This window comes from Wolbachia endosymbiont of Laodelphax striatellus (genome assembly GCF_007115015.1).
GTDB lineage: Bacteria > Pseudomonadota > Alphaproteobacteria > Rickettsiales > Anaplasmataceae > Wolbachia.
The window spans coordinates 705,874-728,571 of sequence record NZ_MUIX01000001.1; the positions used below are offsets into that span (position 1 = coordinate 705,874).

Consider the following 22,698-nt stretch of genomic DNA (forward strand, 5'->3'; position numbering starts at 1 on the left):
ACGATAAAATCAGCTATATTGGCTTACTTTCACTAAATTTACATATGAACCAATTTGCCTAACTTTGTTGCAATGATTTTAAGCTTCCATTTTTACAACCATATTTTTATAGGCTTGTTTTCACAAAGGTAGGTACTTTTTTTGCGTTTTTGGAAAAATGAACATTAAAGATTTTTATGACTCTAATTTGCAGTATGTTTCTGAAACTAAAGTGAATATTAATAATCCTATATAAAATATAAAAAAATACATAATTCTTAATTTTCTCACAGATATAGTTAACAATTAAGCTATATTATTCTAACCCCAGTTGCGGATTAATCAATACAGTAAAATCTAGAAATAGAGGGCTTTTTAGGCTTCATAGAATATGAAACTAATGTGGAAAAGATGTGCACCAAGAAATTTATTGGAGACCTGTGTCTTGAATGCTCAAGATCAAGTCTGTTTTTGAGGTAACCAAAAACTGTTTCAATAATCGACCTTTTTCTTAAAAAAATCTTTTCTTCAAGAAGCATTAATGTGTTTTTCATACCTTTTTTTACTTTGGTAACGAGTTTTATTCCTCTATCGAAGAGTTTTGCAAAGAGCTCTTTCTTTATATAGCCCTTATCACCAAACAAAAGACCAGTCAGTTTTTCAGTTAATTTTGGTACTGGTTTTCTGTCGTCAACGTTACCTTTAGTCATTGTAACTCCTTGAATTTCACCTTTTTCATTAATTACCATATGCAATTTAAAACCCAAAAACCAGCCATATGTAGTCTTTCCAAGCTTTGCCAATCCTTTGAAAACTTTGTTTCTTGAGATTTTTTTTGGATGGCAAACAGCGATAGAAGTTGCATCTATGTACGAAATTCCGGTCATTTTTGAGTGCTCACAAAGCCACTTTAACAAGAGCACTAAATACCATAAAACCCTAGATTTTAGCCTAATAAATCTACTATATGTTGGCAAATTTTGAAACTCAGATCCATGTAGTGCTTTCAAATAATATGTATAGAAAGATTTAAAGTCCTCACATCTAGATTGTTGATAAAGTAAAATTATAGTAAGAATTTCAGAATGCGTAATCCCTGGCGTTCTGGTAGGTTTTTTACTGTTTGGCAGGAGTTTTTCTGCGAAATTTTTGTTTATAGCCTTGCAAAAATCGTCTACAAAGCAAAATAATTCTGTTACATTTTTATTCATGGGTAACCTCTCTATTTTTTGATAATATGTTTCCGGAGTTTACCCTATTTTCCTGGCTTTTTCACTGACTTCTAATCCCCAACTGGGGTGGAAAAGGATAAAAGAGCAGAGATTAATACGGAAATATACTCAGGAGAACTTGGCAAATAAAATCGGTTCAACACCTAAAGAAATACACGACTATGAACGAGGATATACAGACATTCCAATTGAAATATTATATAAGATAGCAAAGACATTATCAGTTAACATTAAAGCTCTTGGACTAACAGAATATGAAAATGAGCCAGTTTTACGGTTTGTAGGTAAATGCGAAAAAATTGAGGATCAAGAATTACTGGATACGGTAGCTAGATGTATGGTCCCAGAGTGTGATGGTATGATAGAATGTGAGAAAAAATACCATCAAAGGAGGAGTTATGGTTACACGGGTGCGCCAGAACACCAGAGGCAGTACGTAAGACAATACAAAATAGTCAAGAGAGCATAGCAAAACTTTCTCAATGCTATAATCTTAATCCAAAAACTATTGTCAAATGGAAAAAACGTTCATTCATTAAAGATGTGAATATGGGACCAAAACAGCCAAAGTTTTAACCAAAGAGGAAGAGGCTATAATTGTTGCATTTCCGCTTCTTCCTCTAGAGGATTGCCTATATGCCTTACAAGCAACAATTCCATATTTGACTCGTTCTAGTTTGCATCGTTGTTTACAAGGGATAAAAGCTTCTTACTTTAATAATTTATTAAAGTAAACCATATATAGATTGCTATTTAGGAGCAGCTGTTGTACTTTAATCAGAAGGTACAGTAATGTAAGAAGGAGGTACTTTATGTCTTTAAAAAATGAAATTTCTGAGTTGATAGAGCAACAGCTTGGCATTAAATATCATGACAATTGCTTAGCTTACACTATCCATAATTCGGCTGCAGGTGAAATATCCGATTCTATTGCTCTTTGCATAGTTGGCTGTGGCGATTGTGAGATTAAGTATCAAGGTATTGCTAATTCATTTAACATAACGAAAGAAGAAATTAACCAAAGTAATATAGAAAGCATAAAAAATAAGATAGAAAGTGAAGCTAGAAAAGAAGGTAGTGAATTTTCCGAGTTGATTTCTAAAATGGATCAATCGCTGAAAGAACAAAGTGAAAAGTCTATTATACAAATTTTAAATTCATCTGCTGAAGAGATGTTAAGGAGTTTTTGTGGTAGTTCTATACAGAGAACAGAGGATAAAGAAGTTAGTCTGTCCTCTGCTTCACATGAAGAGCCTGCTACAGAAGATTCGGAAACTACTGTTAATTCTGATCTTTTATCAATTTAACCAGCTCCTCATATAAATTTTTTCTGTACCCAAGCTATATGCTTGTGAGAGGATAGTAAGCACTACATTTTTCTATTTCCATTATAACAGATTCGTCTATTTTCATGATGATCTTACTATTTGTACTCTGTCTAGGACTAAGCAATAGAAATAGTAGGATAACAGTAGTCAACCAAGATTCCAGCATCATGTACTAGGATGATATAAGTATCATAATTTACGATTAGATTGACATAGGGTAAAGAGTAAATTAAAAATTAAATAGATCTTTTAATGCAGAATAAATGCCTATAGAAATATTGATGCCTGCTCTTTCCCCAACAATGAGTAAAACCGGAGGAAAAATTGTAAAGTGGTGTAAAAAAGAACAAGATAAAGTTGAAATAGGTGATGTAATCGCTGAAATTGAGACTGATAAAGCCATAATGGAGTTTGAATCTGTCGATGAAGGAGTTTTGGCAAAAATTTTAGTGTCGGAAGGAACAAGTGGCGTGCCTGTAAATCAACTGATAGCTCTAATGTTAGAGGAAGGGGAAGATAAAAGCGCACTTGATTTAGCTTCTGCCATCAATACCAAGGTTGAGAAGGAGGTTGAAGCCGATTTTTCAGTATCATCCAACCCTTCGATTTCATCTAGCTCTTCAATGTCATCCCAGTGCGTGACACTGGGATCTAAAAAAGAGGATAGAGCAACAGAAAATAGAATAAAAGTAAGCCCCTTAGCTAAAAAAATAGCTCAAAATGAAGGTGTTGATATAAAGCGATTAAAAGGTACAGGTCCATATGGTCGTATCATCAAAGCTGATGTATTAGAATTTTTAGATCAAACTAAAAGCTATGAGAGATTTGAGGAAAATACAACAGTTGAAGTAAGTAATATGCGCCAAGTGATAGCGCAGCGCCTAGTTGAATCTAAGCAAAATATTCCACACTTTTATTTAACTGTAGACTGCCACGTTGATAAGCTAATATCGCTCAAAAATGAGGTTAATTCAGCAAATGAAAACAATAAAGTAACAATTAATGACTTAATTATAAAAGCTGTGGCTTTCAGCATGAAAAAATTTCCTGATATAAACTCATCGTGGATAGATACTAAAATAGTAAGATACTCAAATATAGATATCTCAATTGCTGTAGCGCTTGAGGATGGACTGATTACTCCTATAGTAAAAAATGCTGATGAAAAAAGTGTTTTATCTATATCAAAAGAAGTGAAAGATTTAGTAAGTAGGGCAAGATCTGGAAAACTAAAGCCCGAAGAATTTCAAGGAGGAGGATTTACTATCTCCAACTTAGGCATGTTTGGTATAAAAACTTTCAGCGCTATAATCAATCCACCGCAATCTTGCATTATGGCTGTTGGTGAATCTAAAAAACAGCCGGTTGTCATAGGTGAAAAAATAGAGATAGCAGAGATAATGACAGTTACTCTCTCTGTTGACCACAGAGCAGTTGATGGAGCACTCGGAGCAAAATTTTTAAATGCCTTTAAGTACTATATAGAAAACCCTACGGTGATGCTTCTTGAGCCTTTATTATTATAATAAAATTAATACCTCTTAATTTATACTTTTATTAATTGATAGGTTTAGAGGTAAAATATGACTGATAAAAAGATAGAAAAACGTAGTATATTTTTTGATGCTGCAAAATCAAAATTTTCAAACGATAGGTTTCAAATAGATTCCTCATCTAATGAGTCAATAGATACCATTGGTAAAAAATTTAAGTATGAAGTGAAACTTCCAGGTGTTATTCACACTACAACAAGAAAAAATAATGTTGGAAGCGGATTAAATGAGTTAGATCTAAAAAAGAAAAACGAAAACTCTTTCAAGACATCAATAAAGAATATTGAAGAATCAGATAGTAAGAGAAACCAAAGTCATTTGCTGTCTCAGGAAGACTCATTTCCAGAACTACCAGCATGTGCATATAAGCCAGCACTGCTGCCAAAACCATCAAAAGAAAAAATAAAGGAAGCTGTAGATAAAATGCGCAATAATAGAAAAGCTCATAATTCTGCAAGTGTTGAAAATGGTGTTAGTTCAGACAGGTTCAAAGTGCGCCCGTTCTTATGTAATGATATAGATGGATATGTAGCTCCTGACAAACGTGACCGTAATCTAGAAAGGTGTAGGGTTACACATGATAGCAGTAAGCTTGAAGCACAAATGGAAAGAAAGCATGGGTTTCAATCAGATCCAAGTGTTAAGCATGTAAAGGCTGATACTGTAGTGTGTTCTATTACTAAAGGTCATGACAAAAAAGGCGTTAAATCTGATGTCTCATATACACAAGAGCCTACATCAGAAATGTCTAAGGTTAATGTGAGAGAATTAGCAAATAGGTTCCGTGGCTAATCATTATTGGATTTTTCGAATAACAATTGCTTAAGATTTTATAAACTGTGCATATAGTACTCTATAAGAGAAAGAGAAGTGTGACAACTTCTCTCTTTCTTAACCACTTGCTGAAGAACGTTTATCTTCTGTGGCATCTGGTGATGGAGCAACTAATCTACTCAAAATCTCATCTTTTGGTCCCATAGCATAAATAACCCCATCTGACATGACGATCACTGTATTGACTACAGATAGTAGCTGTAGCTTATGAGTGATGATAACAGTGGTAGTATTTTGCTCTCTTGCAACATTGATTGCATTAATCAAGCGCGCCTCTCCATTACTGTCTAAGTTAGCATTCGGTTCATCAAGAACTAAAAGCTTAGTATTACCATAGAAAGCCCTTGCAAGTCCAAGAAGCTGTTTTTGGCCACCAGAGAGTATTACTCCTCCAGGTCCTCCTATTGTTGTATCATACCCATTTGGTAAGCTCAGTATTAATTCATGTATTCCTGCAATTTTTGCTGCTTTGATTATTTCTTCAGGATTTGGATCTGGTCTCATGCGGGCAATATTAGCTTTAACGCTCGTGTTAAATAACTCAATATCTTGAGGTAAGTAACCAACATAATTACCAAAGTTCTCTCGATTCCAAGTATATACATCAGCGCCATCTAGTCTGACTACACCTGATATGGGTTTCCAAACACCAACGGTTAGTTTTGCAATGGTCGACTTACCAGAAGCACTTGCACCAATAACACCAACAACATCCCCTGGTTCTATTACAAATGAGATTCCTTTTACTGTTGGCTTATTGCTCCCATAAGGAGTAAAAAATACCCTATCAAATTCCAACTTTCCTTCAGGCTCTGGTAGAGCCATAGTTTGCTCTCTTTTTGGGGATGTTAGGATAAGTCTTTGCAGCCTGCCATATGACATCTTGGCTTGATTTAAAAATTTCCAAGTATGAACTGCTGCATCAAATGGAGCCAATACTCTACCCATCAAAATCGAGGCAGCAATAATGCTACCGGCAGTTTTGTGAGCTGTGATTGCAAGTAATGCACCTGTTCCAATTACTGAAATTTGGAGAGTTGAACGTAAAAATTTAGTAATACCAGTAATTACATTAGAACGATTCTGTGCTGTGACTTGCATTGCACGATTTTGATCATTCCGTTTACACCAATCAGAAACTATAAATTCTGACATACCCATAGCCTCAACCACCTCTGCATTTCTTGTTGCAACATCTATAGCATTAATATTACGTATAGTTTCTTCATTGGTTTCTCGCAATATACGCTTAGTGGCAAGTTCATTCCATACTGCCATTGAAACTAATATAATGATCCCGGCAATAGCTATAAACCCTGTAGAGGTATGTATCATAAAGATCACAACAAGGTAAATTAGCGACCATGGAGTATCGAACAGTGAAAATATACCATTTCCTGTAATGAAATTTTTTATTACTCCAAGATCTCGTATTGCTTCACCACTTGAAGTTGAGCTTTGTACTGATGTTAACCTGATTGACCTTACTATTAGATCTGGTGTTGCAGTTTTATCAATCCAATCACCAATTTTAGCCATAGCTAAATATCGACAAGTTTCAAGCATTGCAGAACATGCAAACGCAGATAAAGTAATAATCGTCAGCATAACTAGTGTTGACACACTCTCGCTCGATATCACTCGATCAAGTACCTGAGAAGTATAAAGTGGCAAGAATAACATTAACGCATTAATCCCTGAGCTAAACCAGAAAATGAACCAAAACGCACTCTTGCACTTCTCTAGACAAGTATATAGTATACTTTGCTTTAATTCCTTTTTTATTGACGGAGTGATTTCCACAATCTTCCTTTTTATTTAATTACATGTACCATATATAGTTTTTATTTCAAAAGTATTAACAGTTATTGCCTTACCATATCATTAATGTAATAAAATATTAATGATATGTGAATATAAACTTTTTCATAGCAAGGCTATCTAATTTCTTCTCTACTATAACCTTATACGATAGCCTTGCCAATTGTTCTACGTTTTTCTTATCTACTACTCAATGACAGTTTAGTAGAATGCTTACTATCACTCCTCTGAAAGTCGATGTTATCAGAGTCAGTGACTACAATCTACATCTCTTTTCCTCTTTCTATATGATCAGGAAGTATTACATATTCCAATGATCTAGCTGTAATTGCTCTTTTTCTTACACAAGATGGACTTGAATATACCCTTGGTCTATATCTTTCGAATTTAAAACAATCAACAGTAATTCCCTCCTCAAAGTTAGAAAGTATTAGAGATGGAGATTCACTAACTTCCTTATCACTCACAGGGTTATTTGCACTACCATAACTCACATGACTCGCTGCACTATGATTGTTACCACACTCTTCTCTTGAGGTTGAACCGCCTGGATTAAAAGGAGTCGAAAATATTGAATACCTATTGGTATCACCAAATCGTTTTATCAATCCACAGTTTTCTTCATTCATTTTTGTAATATTCTCGTAATTAGCACCTTCTGATGAGCTTGATGAAGCAATAAAATCTTCTTTTGTCTTACTAAAGATATTGCCTATTTTTAGCTTGGTTGCAACATTCTTGAATTTGTTTTTCGGAGCTTTTGGGTTACTTTCTGAATGCTCATTTATAGTTATAAAACATGATTCATTGTCTAACTTGTCCATTGTATCTTGTGCTCTAATGGTGGGTCTTACATGTTGATCAAGCTTTTCTCCTAAATTGCCCCAAAAAGAAGAACTTCTTCTTTCTGCTAACACTGTACTACCACGCCTACTCATTCTCTGAGGAGAAATATTGAGTTTGTCTTTACTCTCTAATCTAGTTTCATGCATAAATTTGTAAAGTTCATTTTTCAATCGTGCAATATCTCTTTCACTCTTTACTACTAGTTCCAACATTGTGTTGTATTCTTCCAAATTATGAACTTCTACTTCTGCCTCGATTGATTTGCCTGTTATCTTTTCAATTGTTTTTATTTTCTCAGTATAGTTTTCTATTTCACTTTTAAGTGGTTTTTTTCGAAGGCCAACCAAAAAATTAGACAAGAAAGATATAAGTGATATGAAAGAACAGAAAATGGAGATAAAGGTAAAAATTTTCTCCACTGTAGATCCTGATTGATCAGATAGCATGTAAGATGAAGTAATGGTGCCTACTATTGGTGTAAGCACATTAGTGATACATAAAACTATTTCCCTTTTTTCTTGATAATCTATTTCAAATTTATCATATTTCCTTTTTCTGTCTTCCTTTATTTCATAAAAAGCATCTAAAAATAACCTTAAGATATTTGCATCACTATGTTCAAGAGCATAGTCTAAAGATGTTTTTCCTTCATTGTCTTTTATGTCAAAATTTAGTTTCTTATTTACAATTTTCTTTCCGTTGCTGATTCTTGGATATAATAAGGCTTTAGTAGCTTTTTCCCTTAAGTGTTCATTTTGTTTACGCTTTTCTAAAACTAAACTTTTCAAGAATTGATCTTGCTTAAAATCTTCATTTACAATTCTTGCAAAATCATTATCATTCATTACAAGATAGTGTAATGGTGTTCTTCCAGATTGAGATACAACATTAAACATTTCCTCAGTATAGGGATCATGATGATCTGTCATAGAATATTCTATTACCTCGGCATTAAGGATCATGGCAGCTAAATGTAGAGGTATAAGCCCTTGACTGTTTGTGTGAAAAAGTGATGCTGTGTTCCTAATAGTTGACTTAGCAGTACTTTCAATAACATACTGAGAGCATCCTATGCCGTTGGCAAGAGCAGCCATGTGTAACGGTGTATTGTCGTCTTCATCATATAACACTTTGATGCTAGCAGCCACCTTTTTATCTACAAGTTCTTTTGACACAAATTCAAGACATTCCTTATTGCCGCTCAAAATAGCTGCAAATAACAACTTTTTTTGTGTATTTTCTTCTGAAAAAACACTAATTGGGATTTTTTTTACCAAATACTTAACGCATTCTACTCTTCCACTGAGGATAGATAAGTGTAGTAAAGTTTGTCCATCCTTATTTTTCTTACTTAATATTTCTCCCACTCTCTCTTTTTTAAAAAGGTGCTCAAGGCATGATTTATTACCAACACGTGCTGCCATATGAAAGACGGTGTCATCGTTGCTATTCTTACGCAAAACCTCTTGATAAACGTCAAATTTCTTCTCTTCCAACTTTTTTTCTATCATGCTTAAAAACGATAAATCAAGTTGGGCAGCAAAATGTAAGGGGGTGTTTTTTTCGTTATTGCTCTCATTTATTTGCATGTCTCTATCTATTAACAGGTTTACACATTTTTTTCTTGACTCTAGCTCTGTACTTTTCGATAAAACTAAGTGTAGTGCTGTATTTCCTTTGCTTGTTTTTGTGCTTAAATCGTAATCAGGAAATTTATTGAGTAGAAATATTAGACAATCATACTTCCCGTACATTGCAGCTAAATGTACAAGATCTCTTCCATACTCACCTTTGGATTGAAGTATGCTATTTCCTATATTTTCATAAAATAGCTCTATACAATATGCATTACCATGTATAATAGCAATATGTAAGGGGGTGTTACCTTGTTTATTCTGAACAATTTTTGCACCTGATTTAATAAACAATTCTATTAGCTGTTTATTTCCATGTTTTGCAGCTATATGCAATGGGGTGTTACCATCTACATCTTCTCGATTAATTTCACTTTTTAGTTTACCTAACAATTTTAGATACTCTATAAGAAGATTTGTAGCATTATCTTGAGTTTTTGAGTTACCTGCAATCTTATGAAGGGGATTCTCATTATATTTATTTTTTAAAAATTGTACTTGATTATCAATGAAGAATTTCATGCACTCAGCATTTCCAGATTGCGCAGCATAGTGTAATGCGTTATTTCCATATTTATCTGTTTTAATTTTCTCCTTATCAAAAATTCCTTTTGCTGTCAATATTCCTTTTAAATACTCTAGGAGGTTAGGACTTCCGCTTCTGGCAGCATAGTGTAACTCAGTTTTATTATTGGTAGTGCAACTAAAATCTGCTTCATTTTCTATGAGAATTTTCAAGCATTCTTTATTGCCAGATTTAGCCGCATAGTGTAGTAGTGTTTTGCCATCTCTATCTTTATTCCTTAATGCTTCTTCAATGTCAAAATTAGAATTTTCTATCACAAAACGTAAAATATCTTCTTTACCCAACTCAGCTAAATAATGTAGAAGTGTTTTATCATTACTATCTGCAAAATTCTCCAATTTTATAATCAATTCTCTGCTCATACTAAGAATTAGAGATACAGCTATTTCAACATGAATATCATAATTCCTATTTTCCTCTTGTTCTTTCCCAATTCTTTCAATAGCCACTGTTAATAGCGAAAAACCATCATCACTTGTTATATTCCATCCATCTTGACAAAATTTTTCAGCTAATGAATCACTTATATTTTCTTCTAAAATCCTGCTTTTTATATAATCAAGATTATTAGTACATATATTATAGTTTTTTTCTTGAATTACTTTATTAATACAATCATATATGATTATTAGGTCTTGCTCACTTATCCCATCTTCTGAATTGCCTTGCAAGCTTTTTAACTCAGAAATATTTATGTTACTAAATGCCCTGGCTATACCAATGCTCCCTGCATCTAACAAAACTTCACCTATTATATTTGGACTTGCGCTGGATTTAGATTTAATACAACTAATAATATTGTTAAATTTATCTAACATATTATACCTCATAAATAATAATGCCGGTAGTGAATAAGGCTTTAGTAGATACCACTGTAATTTTTAAGCCTACAAAAATTCACCAGCGGCCGCATTATATAGTAGATAATTTTTTGTGCTAGTAATATTTTTCTAATTCCCACTTTGGCCTTGGTGCAAAGTCAAGAGAGTCTACATAGTGTCTCTGTAACCTTTCAATTCCTGTCCATCCAACCATCACTGCATTGTCTGTACATAAATTGCTTGGAGGAGAAAGCACGTTCAAGTCTATGTGCTTTTTCAACTGCTCTTTCAGAAAATTATTTGCTGCAACTCCACCGGTAATAACAAAATCATTGATTTTAATATTTAAAGATTTAGATATAATGATCGCATTTTTGACCCTATCGAGCAATATGTCACTAATACACTCTTGAAACGAAGCGCAAACATCACAAATATCTTGCTCGCTCATTATAAGTTCTCGCACTAAGTTTTTTACTGCTGTTTTAATTCCAGAAAATGAAAAGTCACATCCAGAACGTTTTATCATTGCTCTTGGCAGCTTAAATCTCATACCATCACCTTTTTTAGCTAACTCTTCAATTAATGGACCTCCCGGATAGCTTAGACCCAGCGTTTTAGCGACTTTGTCAAATGCTTCTCCTAATGAGTCATCAAGCGTTTCTCCAAGTTTAATATATTTACCTACATCCTGTGCAATTAAAAATTGGCAGTGACCACCTGATATCAGCAAGACTAAAAATGGAAATTCAACCTTATACAGCAGCCTAACAACTAATGCATGTGCTTCCAAGTGATTAACAGCGATAAATGGTTTTTGCGTTACATATGCAATTCCTTTAGCCATCATTGTACCAACTATTAGTCCGCCTATAAGTCCTGGTCCTGATGTTGCTGCAATTGCATCTAGATCATAAAAGTTAAGGTTAGGTTTTTCTATAGCGCTTTTTACTAGACCGCTTAAATGCTTCATATGAGCGCGTGACGCTATTTCAGGTATCACTCCACCATGTTTTTTATGCTCTGCTTGAGATAGAATTTCGTGCGCAAGAACCTGCTTGTTGCTATTTACAACCGCAACTGCAGTTTCATCGCAGCTTGTTTCAATAGCTAAAATGGTTTTCATATATATTTGAACTCTTTAAGTTGCGAGAACTATAACTTGAAATATTGAAGAAGTTAACTATATTCTGCTGAGCTAATTATCATCTTCAAATATGGAACCAATTTTTTTGCTTCCAGAAGAAAATTTATTAGTCCAACTGTTTTGTACTTTGTTTATATCTTTAAAAGCAGTTTTGTTGCTATACTCCTTTACTTCTTTATCTATTCTCTCCATTATTTGTGGATCCAGGCATCTCTTTTTCCATTGGTTAGTAGCAAGAAATACTTTGTTTAAATCTTGAGTGCGAATCAGATATTCTTTATCTTTAGGATAAACTTCTTGAGCCCAAGCAAATAGCTCAAAATAGCGTGCAAATAATTCAGATGCGCGTGATTTTGCAGTTTGATAAGCTTGTATCTCTTTAAATATGACTTGACCGATAATTTTCTGTACAAGAATATTTGACTGCTTTAAGTTCTGCTCAATATCCTGATAAACTTTATAGAGAAATTCTTGCTCTAAGCTTAAGTTCAGTTCATTTTCAACCATATGTGAAAGTTCATGTACTATGATGTAAGGATTTGACCTTCTTAGCACAATAACATACTTATTTAAACCAGAAGAACGAATTGTCTTACACACTCCCTCTTCCATATCCACTAATCCTTCTTGATATATTTCAAACGAGAGTCTATTTTGCTTTATTAGTGACAAAGTGAGGTTTAATGTATTTCTAAACTTCTCAAATTGATAGAGATATTTGACATATTGTATTACGTTTTCACTATTTCCTACTTGAGTTGCTTGTTTTATTAAGTTCCTGATTAGCATGCTTCATTATTAAAGGAATTTTCTTTATGCTCAAGAATTATAAAGTGTTTTCAGGAAGTATAGCTAAAAAAGTTTAATTTACTTACATTCCGCTACTTATTATTAGCCAAGAGATACCGTCTTGTTAGTCAACATAAAAATTTCCTAAATTGCATCATAAAACCAAAAAAAATACTTCCAATTCACAATCTGTGTAGCAGTACACAGATTATAGTTAGTGTATATGTTGATAAGTAAATTTCTGCTGTTGTGTATATGTAAAATCAATTTACTTATCAACATACACACTAACCAGCAACATTAAATAAATTTGTGTAAGATACTATTTCACATAAGATGTGATGGAGCACTTTTTGACTTTAAACTTCAGCTAATCTTCTAGCCTTATAATTCTTGATATGATCTGGATCAAAAGCCTTCCTTGAACTTAAAACACCAAAAACTATATGGAGTAACTTGCGCATTGCAGCTCCTACAATGGCCATGTTATGCTTGCCTTTCTCTTTTAACCTCTTACAAAAAGTCATAATAATAGGATTATGCTTTTTAGATACTATAGCAGGAAAATACATTGCCTTACGTAATGTTTGTGAACCTGATTTACTTAATCTGGGCTTGGCATATACAGATGAACCTGATGTTATATTCCGTGGTATAGTTCCAGCATATGATGCCAATTGCCTGGCATTTATAAAAACTTTTATATCAGAAATTTCAGCTAAAATAGCTACTGCTGATTCCTTTCCTATGCCTGGAACAGTTAATAGTAGCTGAAAATCTTCCAACAATTCTTTGTGTTGTTTTAATAGTTCATGTATGGAGTTTTTTATTGTTTCTATTGATTGCTCTATGTTCACTGAAAGATTTTCCCAAACATTTACAACTTTTTCAGGCAGTCTCTCTCTCTTTCTTTTCTAAATGATTATTTACTAATGTTAATTCATTTTTTAACGCAGCTGAACAACGATAAAGATGTTTTAATTTTTTCTTTTCAGAAGAAGGTGGTGTCCAACGTGTAGGTTCCTGTCTTTGACAATAATCTGCTATAATCTCTGCATCGCTCTGATCATTCTTTTGTCGCACAAGCTTACTCCTTGCATAAGATTTTATGCAATAAGGATTTACTACACTAACAAAATATCCAGCATTGTGTAGAAATTCAGCCAAAGCTTCACTATAACAACCTGTAGCTTCCATACAGATTGTTACTTGCTCCACATTATGTTTTTGTAAAAAATCAAGTAGACCTTGAAACCCAGAATCATCGTTTTTAAAATTCCTTTTCTTAGTTTCGCGTTTCCCTTTTTTACTTATGAAAGAAAGAAAAACATCAAAGCGATCTTTTGATATGTCTATACCTAAAAAGTTGTTGATCATTTATAACTCCATACGTTACCATTTAAAATGAAAAGTAAGGCTAACCTTGTGCATACAGAATTAGAACCATTTAGGTCTTTCTAAGATACCGTCCAACCTCTACTTTTGAGAAGGGAACTCTTTTCTCTTGGACAGATTTTATATCTAAGATAACACCCAGAGTTCTTCCCTTCTCCACCTAATGCTTAAGCTTAAAACATTAGATGCTTTTTTCAAGATACAAGGTATCACGTCAGTATGACTTAGGAATGTACTAGATATAAAAGTGCAATATCAAATATATTTTACTAAAAATCAATCAACTTTTCACATGTTTGCTCTTCATAAAAGAAGCTCAATGTTATCGTAGTACCAAGTTTTGCTTCACTTTGAATGTTGAAAATCCCACCCATTAACTCTACTAATTTCTTGCTTAGAGGTAATCCGATACCTGTGCCTTCGTTTCTATATCCCGAATCTGCTTGGCCAAAAACGGACATAACTTTATATATGTCCTGCTGCATTATCCCTATTCCATTATCATGAAACTCAATAGTTAATAAATTTTTTTCTATATTCTCTTTAATAATCATTCTTATTAAACCACCTTGAGGAGTGAACTTGATTGCATTTGATAACAAATTTATTATAACTTGCTTCATTCTTTTGGGATCGGCGATAACTAATAATTGTTTATCAGATATCTCTTTCTTTAAACTAATACCTGTTTCTTTTAGTTTAGGTGATAACATTTTTAAGCACGAATCTATTATCTTATTCAGATTAAACTTCACTTTCTCTACTGTTAAACTACTTGATTCAGCTTTAGAAAAATCGAGCACATCATTAATCAAAGCAAGTAAATGTGTACCAGCATTATATATATCGTCTACGTATTCCTTGTATTCAGAGTGATCTACCGAACCTAAAGTTTCATTTTTGATCAACTTTGCAAATCCAATAATAGCATTAAGAGGTGTACGCAACTCATGTGTAACACTTGCAAAAAATTTTATCTTATTTGCATTTTCTTGCTCTAATGCCTCTTTAACCCTTTGTAATTCAATATTAGTTTTATGCTGCTTGGCTAGCATTTGGGTGTTGGAAAAGTGCAAATAAAGCATTATTAGTATTAAGACAAACAGTAGTAAGCCCATTAATATTGAAAATAGACTATATACCATAATATAAGAGTCATTATAGCTTTGAATGATCTTCAAAAAAAATGAAGGCTTAATGTCATCTTCATGAAATATAGGGAAAGTAGAAGTTAATGTATTTCCTGTAGCGTAAAATATTTCTTGATTGCTTAGCAATTTATCAATTTCATCATTTGTAAGCAACTGCTCATAGTCATGACCTTGAGTATTAAAATTACTGAAAATTACTCTGGCATTTTGATCATACAGTATTAAGCTAAAATTTCTTACTTTGCTTACTGATTGTAACAATTCAGCACGCAATTTTACCAACTGGTTTATGTAATCAAAACTGTTATATTTAATATGATGTTTTTCTATTAGTAAATAATGGTATTTTTTTATTATACTATTTTCCAATAGATCTTTTAAGTTTGCATTTGAATTACGGTAAAGAGAAAGAAAATTATTCTTTAATGAATAATTGCGGTATATTGTGCCCAATAAAACCACAAAAATTAATAAGAATAGCGAGATAATTTTTGTATATCTATTTGTTTTTAGTGTAGTAAACATTAATTTACTTAATTTATACATATTCTTCTCATTGTGAAATAACGTCTTTTATGGTATTAATAAAAAATTAGCATATCATACTTTTATGACAATTTCTCCTATCTTGCCAGTTTATTCTCCTATTAACATAAATTTTTCTTATGGTAAAGGTATTTACTTGTATGATATCGATAATAAGCGCTATATAGATTTTCACTCTGGAATAGCTGTTAGCAGTTTAGGTCATGCCAACCCACGATTAACTGATGTCCTAAAATTACAAGGAGAAAAACTATGGCATATATCAAATACCTATAATATATCTACTGCCAACAAATTTGCAGAAAATTTAATAAACAACACCTTTGCTAATACTGTATTTTTTGCAAATTCTGGATCAGAAGCAGTGGAATGTGGACTTAAAATCGCTAGGGCCTATCAAAATGGAAAAGGGAATAAAAATCGCTATAGAATTCTAACATTTCATGGTGCATTTCATGGAAGGACATTTTTAACTTGTGCAACAAACGATAGACAGAAATTTTCTGAATTACTGAATCCTTATATTGACTGGTGTGATAACATAAAGCCCAATATTGAGAGTGTAAAGAAAGCAATTTCTAATGACATAGGTGTTATATTAATAGAACCAATACAGGGACAAGGTGGTATTAAAGTAATGAGTGAAGTCTTCATGAAAGAGCTAAGAGAACTATGTGACGAAAACGATATACTGCTATTTTTTGATTGCGTTCAGTGCGGTGCTGGTAGAACAGGAGAATTATTTGCATATGAACACATAGGAGTTAAGCCTGACATATGTGCTCTTGCAAAGGGAATAGGAGGAGGTTTTCCTCTAGGGGCTTGTCTTGCAACTGAAAAGGCTGCTAAGTACATGGCGGTCGGTATGCATGGTTCTACTTTTGGTGGTAATCCACTTGCAACTTCAGTAGGTAATGCTGTATTGGATGAATTGCTCAGCCCTGGCTTCTTAGAAAATGTTGAAGTTAGAGGTAAGTCTTTAAAAAACAAACTAGAGGACTTAGCAAGCAAGTTTCCAATGATAGAAGAAGTGAGAGGAAAAGGGTTGATGCTAGGAATAAAAGTAAAAATGAATAACCAAAAATTTGCAGAAGAGCTAAGTCACCGTGGTTTACTCACTGTTGGAGTAACATCAGATAACGTTGTAAGAATCTTGCCTCCACTCATTATCACTGAAAAAGAGATTGATGAAGGCATTGAAATCCTCACTCAGTATTTATCTGAAAAGTTCTAGTTAAAAACTAAACCTTCCTGCTCACTAGTTGTTTGCTGTATCAAAATTGCAGATAAAGCAGTAGCTACAACTTTATCAGCTACTTCATTTGTACACTTTACCTTTTCCTGCTCTCTTATCAGTGTAAGCGCATTTATATCACTTAGTGAGTCAAATTTTGTTATATCCTCAAATATAAACGATTGCACGATGTCTTTCGGAATATTGAAAAAAGTCGAGTTACCAAGCGATAATGTCATATCTAACACACTTTTCATTGAGCCGTTTCTCAAAACACATTTAGACAGTTCCCCTAAAAGAATTGGCACTCCAAAAATAAAAAATGCTCCTCTCACTAAATAGGTTGTTATTTCATATAACAATGCACCACACAAGAGTGCCAATGGTCCAAATACTATAAAACCGCAAAGTAAAGGCAATGGCATGGTCTGACCTGATGATATTCTACCTATAAGCTCCAAAGAATTGGCACTCCAAAAATAAAAAATGCTCCTCTCACTAAATAGGTTGTTATTTCATATAACAATGCACCACACAAGAGTGCCAATGGTCCAAATACTATAAAACCGCAAAGTAAAGGCAATGGCATGGTCTGACCTGATGATATTCTACCTATAAGCTCCATTGAAATTATAAACCCAATAAGTAACATAGCTCTACCTAGATATGTCCTTTCTTTAGAGCGTTTGTTAAAGTTTTTCTCACGTAACTTAGAAAAATCATTGTTAACTCTGACTTCAAAAATATTATGGTTGATTTTTAATTTTAGCTCTAAGTCCTCTATTCCATGATGCCACTTATGACACCTTACAATTTCATCAATTATCGTACTAACTTGATTATTGATTTTGTATAATTTGCTTTCTTGATATAAGTTGCCTTGATAATATTTTTCTCTCAAGTCTACACAATTTAAATTCTTTAAATCACATAAAAAATCTTTGATTTCTTGTGCCATTTTATTAGCATCATCTTTGTAGCCTACAGCTTTCAAAATTGTTACCAAGTGTTTATTTTCAATTTGAGCAATTGTTCTATCTAATGCACGTATATATTGCTTGGATTGAAAATATGAGATGATTTTTTCTTTACATCTATCCTCATTGCCTTCGTACAAACTATTTCTTTTGAAATTGCTGTCATGTTCTTTGGCAATTTCTAATGCATGAACCAATACATTTTGCGCCTTCACACTACTTTCACAGTGACAGTTTCTGATTATGTGTACATACGCTCTTGCACTCGCATCTCCAGATTTATCTATATTGTACGCTTTAGCCAAAAAGACTAAATAGTCAAACCCTGCCCAAAGATAATACATTACCTTTGTTATAGCACTCCCCACAGAAAATAAAGCTGAGCGTGTGCAAGATAATTTACCGTTGTTTTTAATTCTGTTCTCATATGAACGAAGGTATGCCTCTGTACTTTTTAAAATCCTATGTAAATCTTGTTCTGTCTTTTTGACATCAAAATCATTTATATCATGAACTTTTTCATACGTTTCTTTTATCAAATCACTAGAAAACTTCTTCAGAGCTGAATCATCAATATTTCCTAATGCATCAATATTTTTACTAATATAGATTTCTATTTTTCTTCCAAGTTCTTCTCCCATTCTATTTTTTAGCAACTTATTGTATTTATTAGTAGCTGGACACAAAACTTTCTGACAAAATTTCTGTGGTTCGTTTTTAAAATTTGCTAAGATCTTATTCACAAATAGCTCAACTTCTTCACCTGCAGCAGCGAAAAACCATGATTGTCTGCTCTCATTACGCTCTCTATTTCTTCCAAGATTCTGTAGGGCTTCAGATGGATTATTGAACTGACTAACCGAATCTGCAAATATTGATGCAACATGATTATATTCACTATCAAATCCACGACCTTTCGATCCATCTATAACCGTTGTTAACGCATATTTAGCTAATGCATCAAAATCTCTTTTTTCATAATCACAATAAATAGTTCGATATTTACCTATTTGATTACGTATTATCGCTGAAAAGAGTCTGTTTTCTCCAATACCAAGATCATTTTTCCCAATTCCTGCAAAGATACATTTATTTTGTTTGCAGAAATCAATGAGACTATGTAGTATACCTTCCTCTCTTTCCATGAGGTCATGGAGCTCTTTGCTTAAGCGCCAATTATCAACTATTAACCTGCATTGCTCATTATCACCTCGACGCAATGCTTTAATTACTAACTTGATTTGCGGTAAGAGCTTGTTTCTAGCAAATTGCTCACTAAAGCCTTTTCTCTCTAGGTAGCTTATAATATTGTTATCATTAGTGGTGCTAACATTCTTTTTAACATCTTCTATCAATCCACTCAAACCTTCTCTTCTTTTTTTATCTAAAGTAATATTATCATACTTCATTAAATATGAGAGAGTAAGATCGATCATTGAATGCATTACTCTATATTTTAGATATTCAGCAGTACTACTGAAATCCACCTTTTCTTTTAATTCAGATATCTGCTCTTCTGTCAGACTAGGATGTTGCTTTTTAACGCAGCTTATAAAGTTCGCTTCGCGTAACTTGAGCCTATAGTCTTGATAAGATATCCCTTCAGGCTGAAATTTATTATACACTTCATAACGTGTACTACCTTCATATACTAAATTATCTCTACCCTGCAACGCAAAGTTAAGATTAACTATACTATTTACATCATCAGCTAAAAGCAGAGCACTTTCTCCAATTGGGCTTTGCACATTCCATCTTATAGAAGTTAATAAATCATCGGTATCAACAAGCTTATTGTAATTAAAAACTTCTTCGCTCTCTTCAACATATTCATGAGCTGGGCTCGATTTTTCTCTAGTAAATAAGCTACGCACGTTAGCAAGAAATCTAGAAAGCAGTTCTTTTGACTCTACACCAGTTGCTTTAGTTAGTACCCACCAAATTGGCAACATTACTATACCAAATATAAACATAGAAATTGTATAATATAAGTTTCCAATCAAAGCAGAATACAGCCAATAATCTGAAGTTAGACCAATTACAGCAGCAACGTTACTATTTATAATAGGAAACAATATAGCTAAAGATATTATGGAGGTAGCAATATTCACGACTAATGCTAGAGTGAAATTTGCTCTCCTATTGGTTTTTGTAATAACACTTGCTGTTTCGATGGCGTTTCCAATACAACGTCTACTCAATCTTGTCGGGCTGATAACTTTTCCGCATCTATTTAAAATCCTTCTCTTTGGTGTTGCAGTTAGGTAAGTTGTAGGATACTCCTCATCAAGCTTGCACATATTCTCAAAATCCTGCTGCTTGTTAATACTGTCTGCTTCATCAACACTAATCCACAACTTGGTATTTTGGTCTTTAAATTTACGATTATTTTCTTGCTGCAATAACAGGTCATGTGTCACTATAATTGTTGTAGGTTTAGTTGCCTTCAGTGCATTTTTAATTTCCTCAGCAGTTTTAGGTGTCCTAATGTTTACAGTAAATGCACTACTCATCATTTTTTTAGCTTGATTCACTAGGTCACTACTTGGTACTGCAACCAGATGATGAAACCCTGCTTGGGCTAGTACATAACTCAGTATTCCAATGTCGTAAGTCTTACCAAATCCAGTTTCTGCATCTACCATAACATTACAGTTAGTAGTGCAAGGGTTGCGTAGATGTTCTAATACCCCTTCAACAACAGGTTTACGACGTGCTACTATTATAGATTCCCTTGTATCATCAAGTTTTATAGATTCACCTTTTAGCTTGCAGTTGATTTTTTCTAAGCTACTTATAATACTTTGCTTTTCTTGATTACTGATAGAACTCACACATTACCCACTATAATTATCACAATATTAATTGTATGTTAATTCAGTAAATTGTCAATTCTATGGACAAAAAGCTGATTTCAACTATCATATTAATATGAATATATGCCTCGGAATAATTACTTCTCCTCATGGAATCAAAGGAGCTGTCAAAATAAAAACCTTTACTGAAAAGCCCGAAAATATTTTCCTATATGGTGAACTAATAATCGGAAGTGAAAATTATAAAATAAGCTTGGTGTCTGTTGTCAGTAATAATTTAGTAATAGCAACAATTAGCGGTGTGAATTCCCGTAATGAAGCAGAGCTTTTAAGAAATAAAAAGTTATATATAGAAAGAGATAAGCTACCACAGTTAAATGATGAGGATGAATTTTACCAAGATGATCTTGTGAATATGGAAGTAAGACTAGAGAGTAATGAATTATATGGCTATGTGAAGTCTGTGAATAATTTCGGCTCAGGGGATATATTAGAAATTTTGGTTATCAGCACAAAAAAAAACATTATGTTATCTTTTACTAAAGAAGTATTTCCATACATCAACATGAAGGAAAGGTATATAGTAATCAACATGCCAGAATTCATTGGCCAATAAAAATTTTGATATTTGTATAAAGTTATTTATAATAACCAGACCAAATTAAAAGTGTAATTATGGCAGAAAGGGCTAATGATATCAGGCCAGGTCAGGTACTAGAACATAACGGTGGATTGTTTTTGGTTGTAAATATTATGCATACTCAACCTGGTAAAGGTGGTGCATATATACAAGCTGAAATGAAAAATATCCAAACAGGAGCAAAGTACTATGAGAGGTTTCGCTCTGATGCAACAATCAGAAGGGCAATTTTAGATGAAGAGGAATATGTTTATCTCTTTACTGAAGGGAATATCGTAAATCTTATGCATCCAAGTAGTTACGAGCAGATTGTTATAAATTTAGACTTATTAGGGGAAAAGAAGGCTTATTTGCAAGATAATATGAAAATTAAAGTAGTAACTTATCAAGATAAAATAATTTCTGCACATGTGCCTGATCACGTTACACTAACTGTAAAAGAGACAGAGTCTGTTATCAAAGGTCAGACTGTTACTGCTTCTTATAAGCCTGCAATTTTGGAAAACGGAATACGTGTTAACGTGCCTCAATTTATAAAAGAAGGGGATAAAATTGTATTACATACTCCTGATAACAGCTATTACGAAAGAGTAAAAGAGTAAATGGCCATTTCATCACCACGAATCAATGTGATGCTTGATTCTGTACGCAGTGCCTCCAAGCAGCTTATACGTGATTTTAATGAATTGCAAATTTCAAGCGTTAAGTCAGCAGACTTTATCAATAAAACTTATTCAAAATCCAAGCAACTTATATACGATTGCTTGAAAAACTACAACCAGAACTATGACTTTATTTTTGAAGACGATGTGGGCCAAGATCTAAAAGACGGCGGTTATACTTGGTTTATTATGCCTATAGAAGGCAAGGAAAACCTTTTTAGTTGTATGGTTTATTTTGCAGTATCAGTTTGTCTCATTCATAAAAACAGAGTTGTAGCAGCTGTGATTGATGCTCCAGCCCTTAGAGAAACTTTCTGGGCAGAGGAAAAGAAAGGAGCTTTTCTTGAAGATTTCAAATCTCGCCATGTAAAAATGCGGATGAAAGCTCGTGAAGGGGGAATAATAGACATAAGTGGTAATTTGTTAAATAAATTACCATTTGACAATAATAATCTGCGCTCCCTTGGCTCAACAGTTCTGGGTTTTGCATACCTTGCTGCAGGAAGATACAATGGAATAATTTACTCTGGAATTAACAAATATAAAACTTTACTCGGTAGGCTTTTTCTTCAAGAAAGCGGTGGGAGATTAAGGGAAGATAACGGGCTCGTCATTGCTGGAGATATAAACTAAAGTTCATTCAAAAGAGCAAAAGTCACGTAGTGAAAATAATAAATGGTCTTACCTACCCCTCATTGCAGCAGGGT

General features: G+C 33.4%; 15 protein-coding genes and 3 pseudogenes. 9 read left to right on the top strand and 9 right to left on the bottom strand.

Annotation, left to right across the window (positions count from 1 at the left end):
- Window positions 1-317 precede the first annotated feature (317 nt).
- A complete protein-coding gene (locus BVG17_RS03270; protein ID WP_143688848.1) occupies window positions 318-1,190 on the bottom strand; it encodes an IS982 family transposase in 873 nt (290 codons plus the stop codon).
- A 91-nt stretch (window positions 1,191-1,281) separates the two neighbouring features.
- Here BVG17_RS03270 and BVG17_RS10365 point away from each other — a divergent pair.
- From BVG17_RS10365 to BVG17_RS03295, 5 genes and pseudogenes are all read left to right on the top strand, one after another.
- Window positions 1,282-1,680: pseudogene (locus BVG17_RS10365) on the top strand (helix-turn-helix domain-containing protein); the annotation flags it as partial.
- Window positions 1,590-1,906: pseudogene (locus BVG17_RS03280) on the top strand (IS481 family transposase); the annotation flags it as partial. The pseudogenes BVG17_RS10365 and BVG17_RS03280, both read left to right, overlap by 91 nt.
- 117 nt (window positions 1,907-2,023) lie before the next feature.
- Window positions 2,024-2,518, top strand: coding sequence for a WBM0748 family T4SS-associated protein (locus BVG17_RS03285; RefSeq protein ID WP_063630816.1), 495 nt, complete (start codon window positions 2,024-2,026; stop codon window positions 2,516-2,518).
- A 284-nt stretch (window positions 2,519-2,802) separates the two neighbouring features.
- The gene (locus BVG17_RS03290; RefSeq protein ID WP_015588033.1) at window positions 2,803-4,065 is read left to right on the top strand and encodes a pyruvate dehydrogenase complex dihydrolipoamide acetyltransferase; all 1,263 of its coding nucleotides are present in this window, start codon (window positions 2,803-2,805) and stop codon (window positions 4,063-4,065) included.
- A gap of 57 nt (window positions 4,066-4,122) precedes the next feature.
- Window positions 4,123-4,884, top strand: a complete 762-nt coding sequence (locus BVG17_RS03295; protein ID WP_063630815.1) for a hypothetical protein — start codon at window positions 4,123-4,125, stop codon at window positions 4,882-4,884.
- 99 nt (window positions 4,885-4,983) lie between these two features.
- On the opposite strand, the gene BVG17_RS03300 is transcribed toward BVG17_RS03295, so the two are convergent.
- From BVG17_RS03300 to BVG17_RS03325, 6 genes and pseudogenes are all read right to left on the bottom strand, one after another.
- Window positions 4,984-6,729, bottom strand: coding sequence for a type I secretion system permease/ATPase (locus tag BVG17_RS03300; RefSeq protein ID WP_017532259.1), 1,746 nt, complete (start codon window positions 6,727-6,729; stop codon window positions 4,984-4,986).
- Between the two features lie 281 nt (window positions 6,730-7,010).
- Window positions 7,011-10,631, bottom strand: a complete 3,621-nt coding sequence (locus BVG17_RS03305; protein WP_063630814.1) for an ankyrin repeat domain-containing protein — start codon at window positions 10,629-10,631, stop codon at window positions 7,011-7,013.
- 118 nt (window positions 10,632-10,749) lie between these two features.
- Window positions 10,750-11,760, bottom strand: coding sequence for a tRNA (adenosine(37)-N6)-threonylcarbamoyltransferase complex transferase subunit TsaD (gene tsaD, locus BVG17_RS03310; RefSeq protein ID WP_063630813.1), 1,011 nt, complete (start codon window positions 11,758-11,760; stop codon window positions 10,750-10,752).
- Window positions 11,761-11,832: 72 nt separating this feature from the next.
- Window positions 11,833-12,570: a WD_0702 family putative metalloprotease gene (locus BVG17_RS03315; protein WP_063630812.1), complete on the bottom strand. Its 738-nt coding sequence runs from the start codon at window positions 12,568-12,570 to the stop codon at window positions 11,833-11,835.
- Between the two features lie 359 nt (window positions 12,571-12,929).
- Window positions 12,930-13,947, bottom strand: a pseudogene (locus BVG17_RS03320) (IS110 family RNA-guided transposase).
- A gap of 287 nt (window positions 13,948-14,234) precedes the next feature.
- Window positions 14,235-15,662, bottom strand: a complete 1,428-nt coding sequence (locus BVG17_RS03325) for a sensor histidine kinase (RefSeq protein WP_063630811.1) — start codon at window positions 15,660-15,662, stop codon at window positions 14,235-14,237.
- A 64-nt stretch (window positions 15,663-15,726) separates the two neighbouring features.
- On the opposite strand from BVG17_RS03325, the gene BVG17_RS03330 reads away from it, so the two are divergent.
- Window positions 15,727-16,896: an aspartate aminotransferase family protein gene (locus BVG17_RS03330; RefSeq protein ID WP_063630810.1), complete on the top strand. Its 1,170-nt coding sequence runs from the start codon at window positions 15,727-15,729 to the stop codon at window positions 16,894-16,896.
- Here the strand turns inward: BVG17_RS03330 and BVG17_RS03335 are convergent.
- Together BVG17_RS03335 and BVG17_RS03340 are read right to left on the bottom strand one after the other, a co-directional pair.
- Window positions 16,893-17,357, bottom strand: coding sequence for a hypothetical protein (locus tag BVG17_RS03335; RefSeq protein ID WP_143688849.1), 465 nt, complete (start codon window positions 17,355-17,357; stop codon window positions 16,893-16,895). The two genes, BVG17_RS03330 and BVG17_RS03335, sit on opposite strands and share 4 nt — an antisense overlap.
- Window positions 17,345-20,707: a DEAD/DEAH box helicase gene (locus tag BVG17_RS03340; RefSeq protein WP_241654150.1), complete on the bottom strand. Its 3,363-nt coding sequence runs from the start codon at window positions 20,705-20,707 to the stop codon at window positions 17,345-17,347. Before BVG17_RS03340 ends, BVG17_RS03335 begins: the two co-directional genes overlap by 13 nt.
- 97 nt (window positions 20,708-20,804) lie before the next feature.
- Here BVG17_RS03340 and rimM point away from each other — a divergent pair, with 97 nt between their 5' ends.
- From rimM to BVG17_RS03355, 3 genes are read left to right on the top strand one after another with little or no spacing between them, the layout of a single operon-like run.
- On the top strand, window positions 20,805-21,305 hold the full coding sequence (rimM, locus tag BVG17_RS03345) for a ribosome maturation factor RimM (protein ID WP_006014540.1): 501 nt from the start codon (window positions 20,805-20,807) through the stop codon (window positions 21,303-21,305).
- Between the two features lie 59 nt (window positions 21,306-21,364).
- Entirely contained in the window at window positions 21,365-21,931 is a 567-nt protein-coding gene (gene efp, locus BVG17_RS03350; protein WP_063630804.1) for an elongation factor P, read from the top strand.
- Window positions 21,932-22,624 (top strand): inositol monophosphatase family protein, encoded by a 693-nt coding sequence (locus BVG17_RS03355; RefSeq protein WP_063630803.1) that lies wholly within the window; start codon window positions 21,932-21,934, stop codon window positions 22,622-22,624.
- The last annotated feature ends 74 nt before the right edge of the window (window positions 22,625-22,698 follow it).

Coding starts and splice junctions, on each gene's coding strand:
- tsaD (WP_063630813.1), bottom strand. CDS start 11,760: ATGAAAACCATTTTAGCTATTGAAACAAGCTGCGATGAAACTGCAGTT.
- efp (WP_063630804.1), top strand. CDS start 21,365: ATGGCAGAAAGGGCTAATGATATCAGGCCAGGTCAGGTACTAGAACAT.
- BVG17_RS03325 (WP_063630811.1), bottom strand. CDS start 15,662: ATGTATAAATTAAGTAAATTAATGTTTACTACACTAAAAACAAATAGA.
- BVG17_RS03270 (WP_143688848.1), bottom strand. CDS start 1,190: ATGAATAAAAATGTAACAGAATTATTTTGCTTTGTAGACGATTTTTGC.
- BVG17_RS03285 (WP_063630816.1), top strand. CDS start 2,024: ATGTCTTTAAAAAATGAAATTTCTGAGTTGATAGAGCAACAGCTTGGC.
- BVG17_RS03355 (WP_063630803.1), top strand. CDS start 21,932: ATGGCCATTTCATCACCACGAATCAATGTGATGCTTGATTCTGTACGC.
- BVG17_RS03290 (WP_015588033.1), top strand. CDS start 2,803: ATGCCTATAGAAATATTGATGCCTGCTCTTTCCCCAACAATGAGTAAA.
- BVG17_RS03315 (WP_063630812.1), bottom strand. CDS start 12,570: ATGCTAATCAGGAACTTAATAAAACAAGCAACTCAAGTAGGAAATAGT.
- rimM (WP_006014540.1), top strand. CDS start 20,805: ATGAATATATGCCTCGGAATAATTACTTCTCCTCATGGAATCAAAGGA.
- BVG17_RS03330 (WP_063630810.1), top strand. CDS start 15,727: ATGACAATTTCTCCTATCTTGCCAGTTTATTCTCCTATTAACATAAAT.
- BVG17_RS03295 (WP_063630815.1), top strand. CDS start 4,123: ATGACTGATAAAAAGATAGAAAAACGTAGTATATTTTTTGATGCTGCA.
- BVG17_RS03305 (WP_063630814.1), bottom strand. CDS start 10,631: ATGTTAGATAAATTTAACAATATTATTAGTTGTATTAAATCTAAATCC.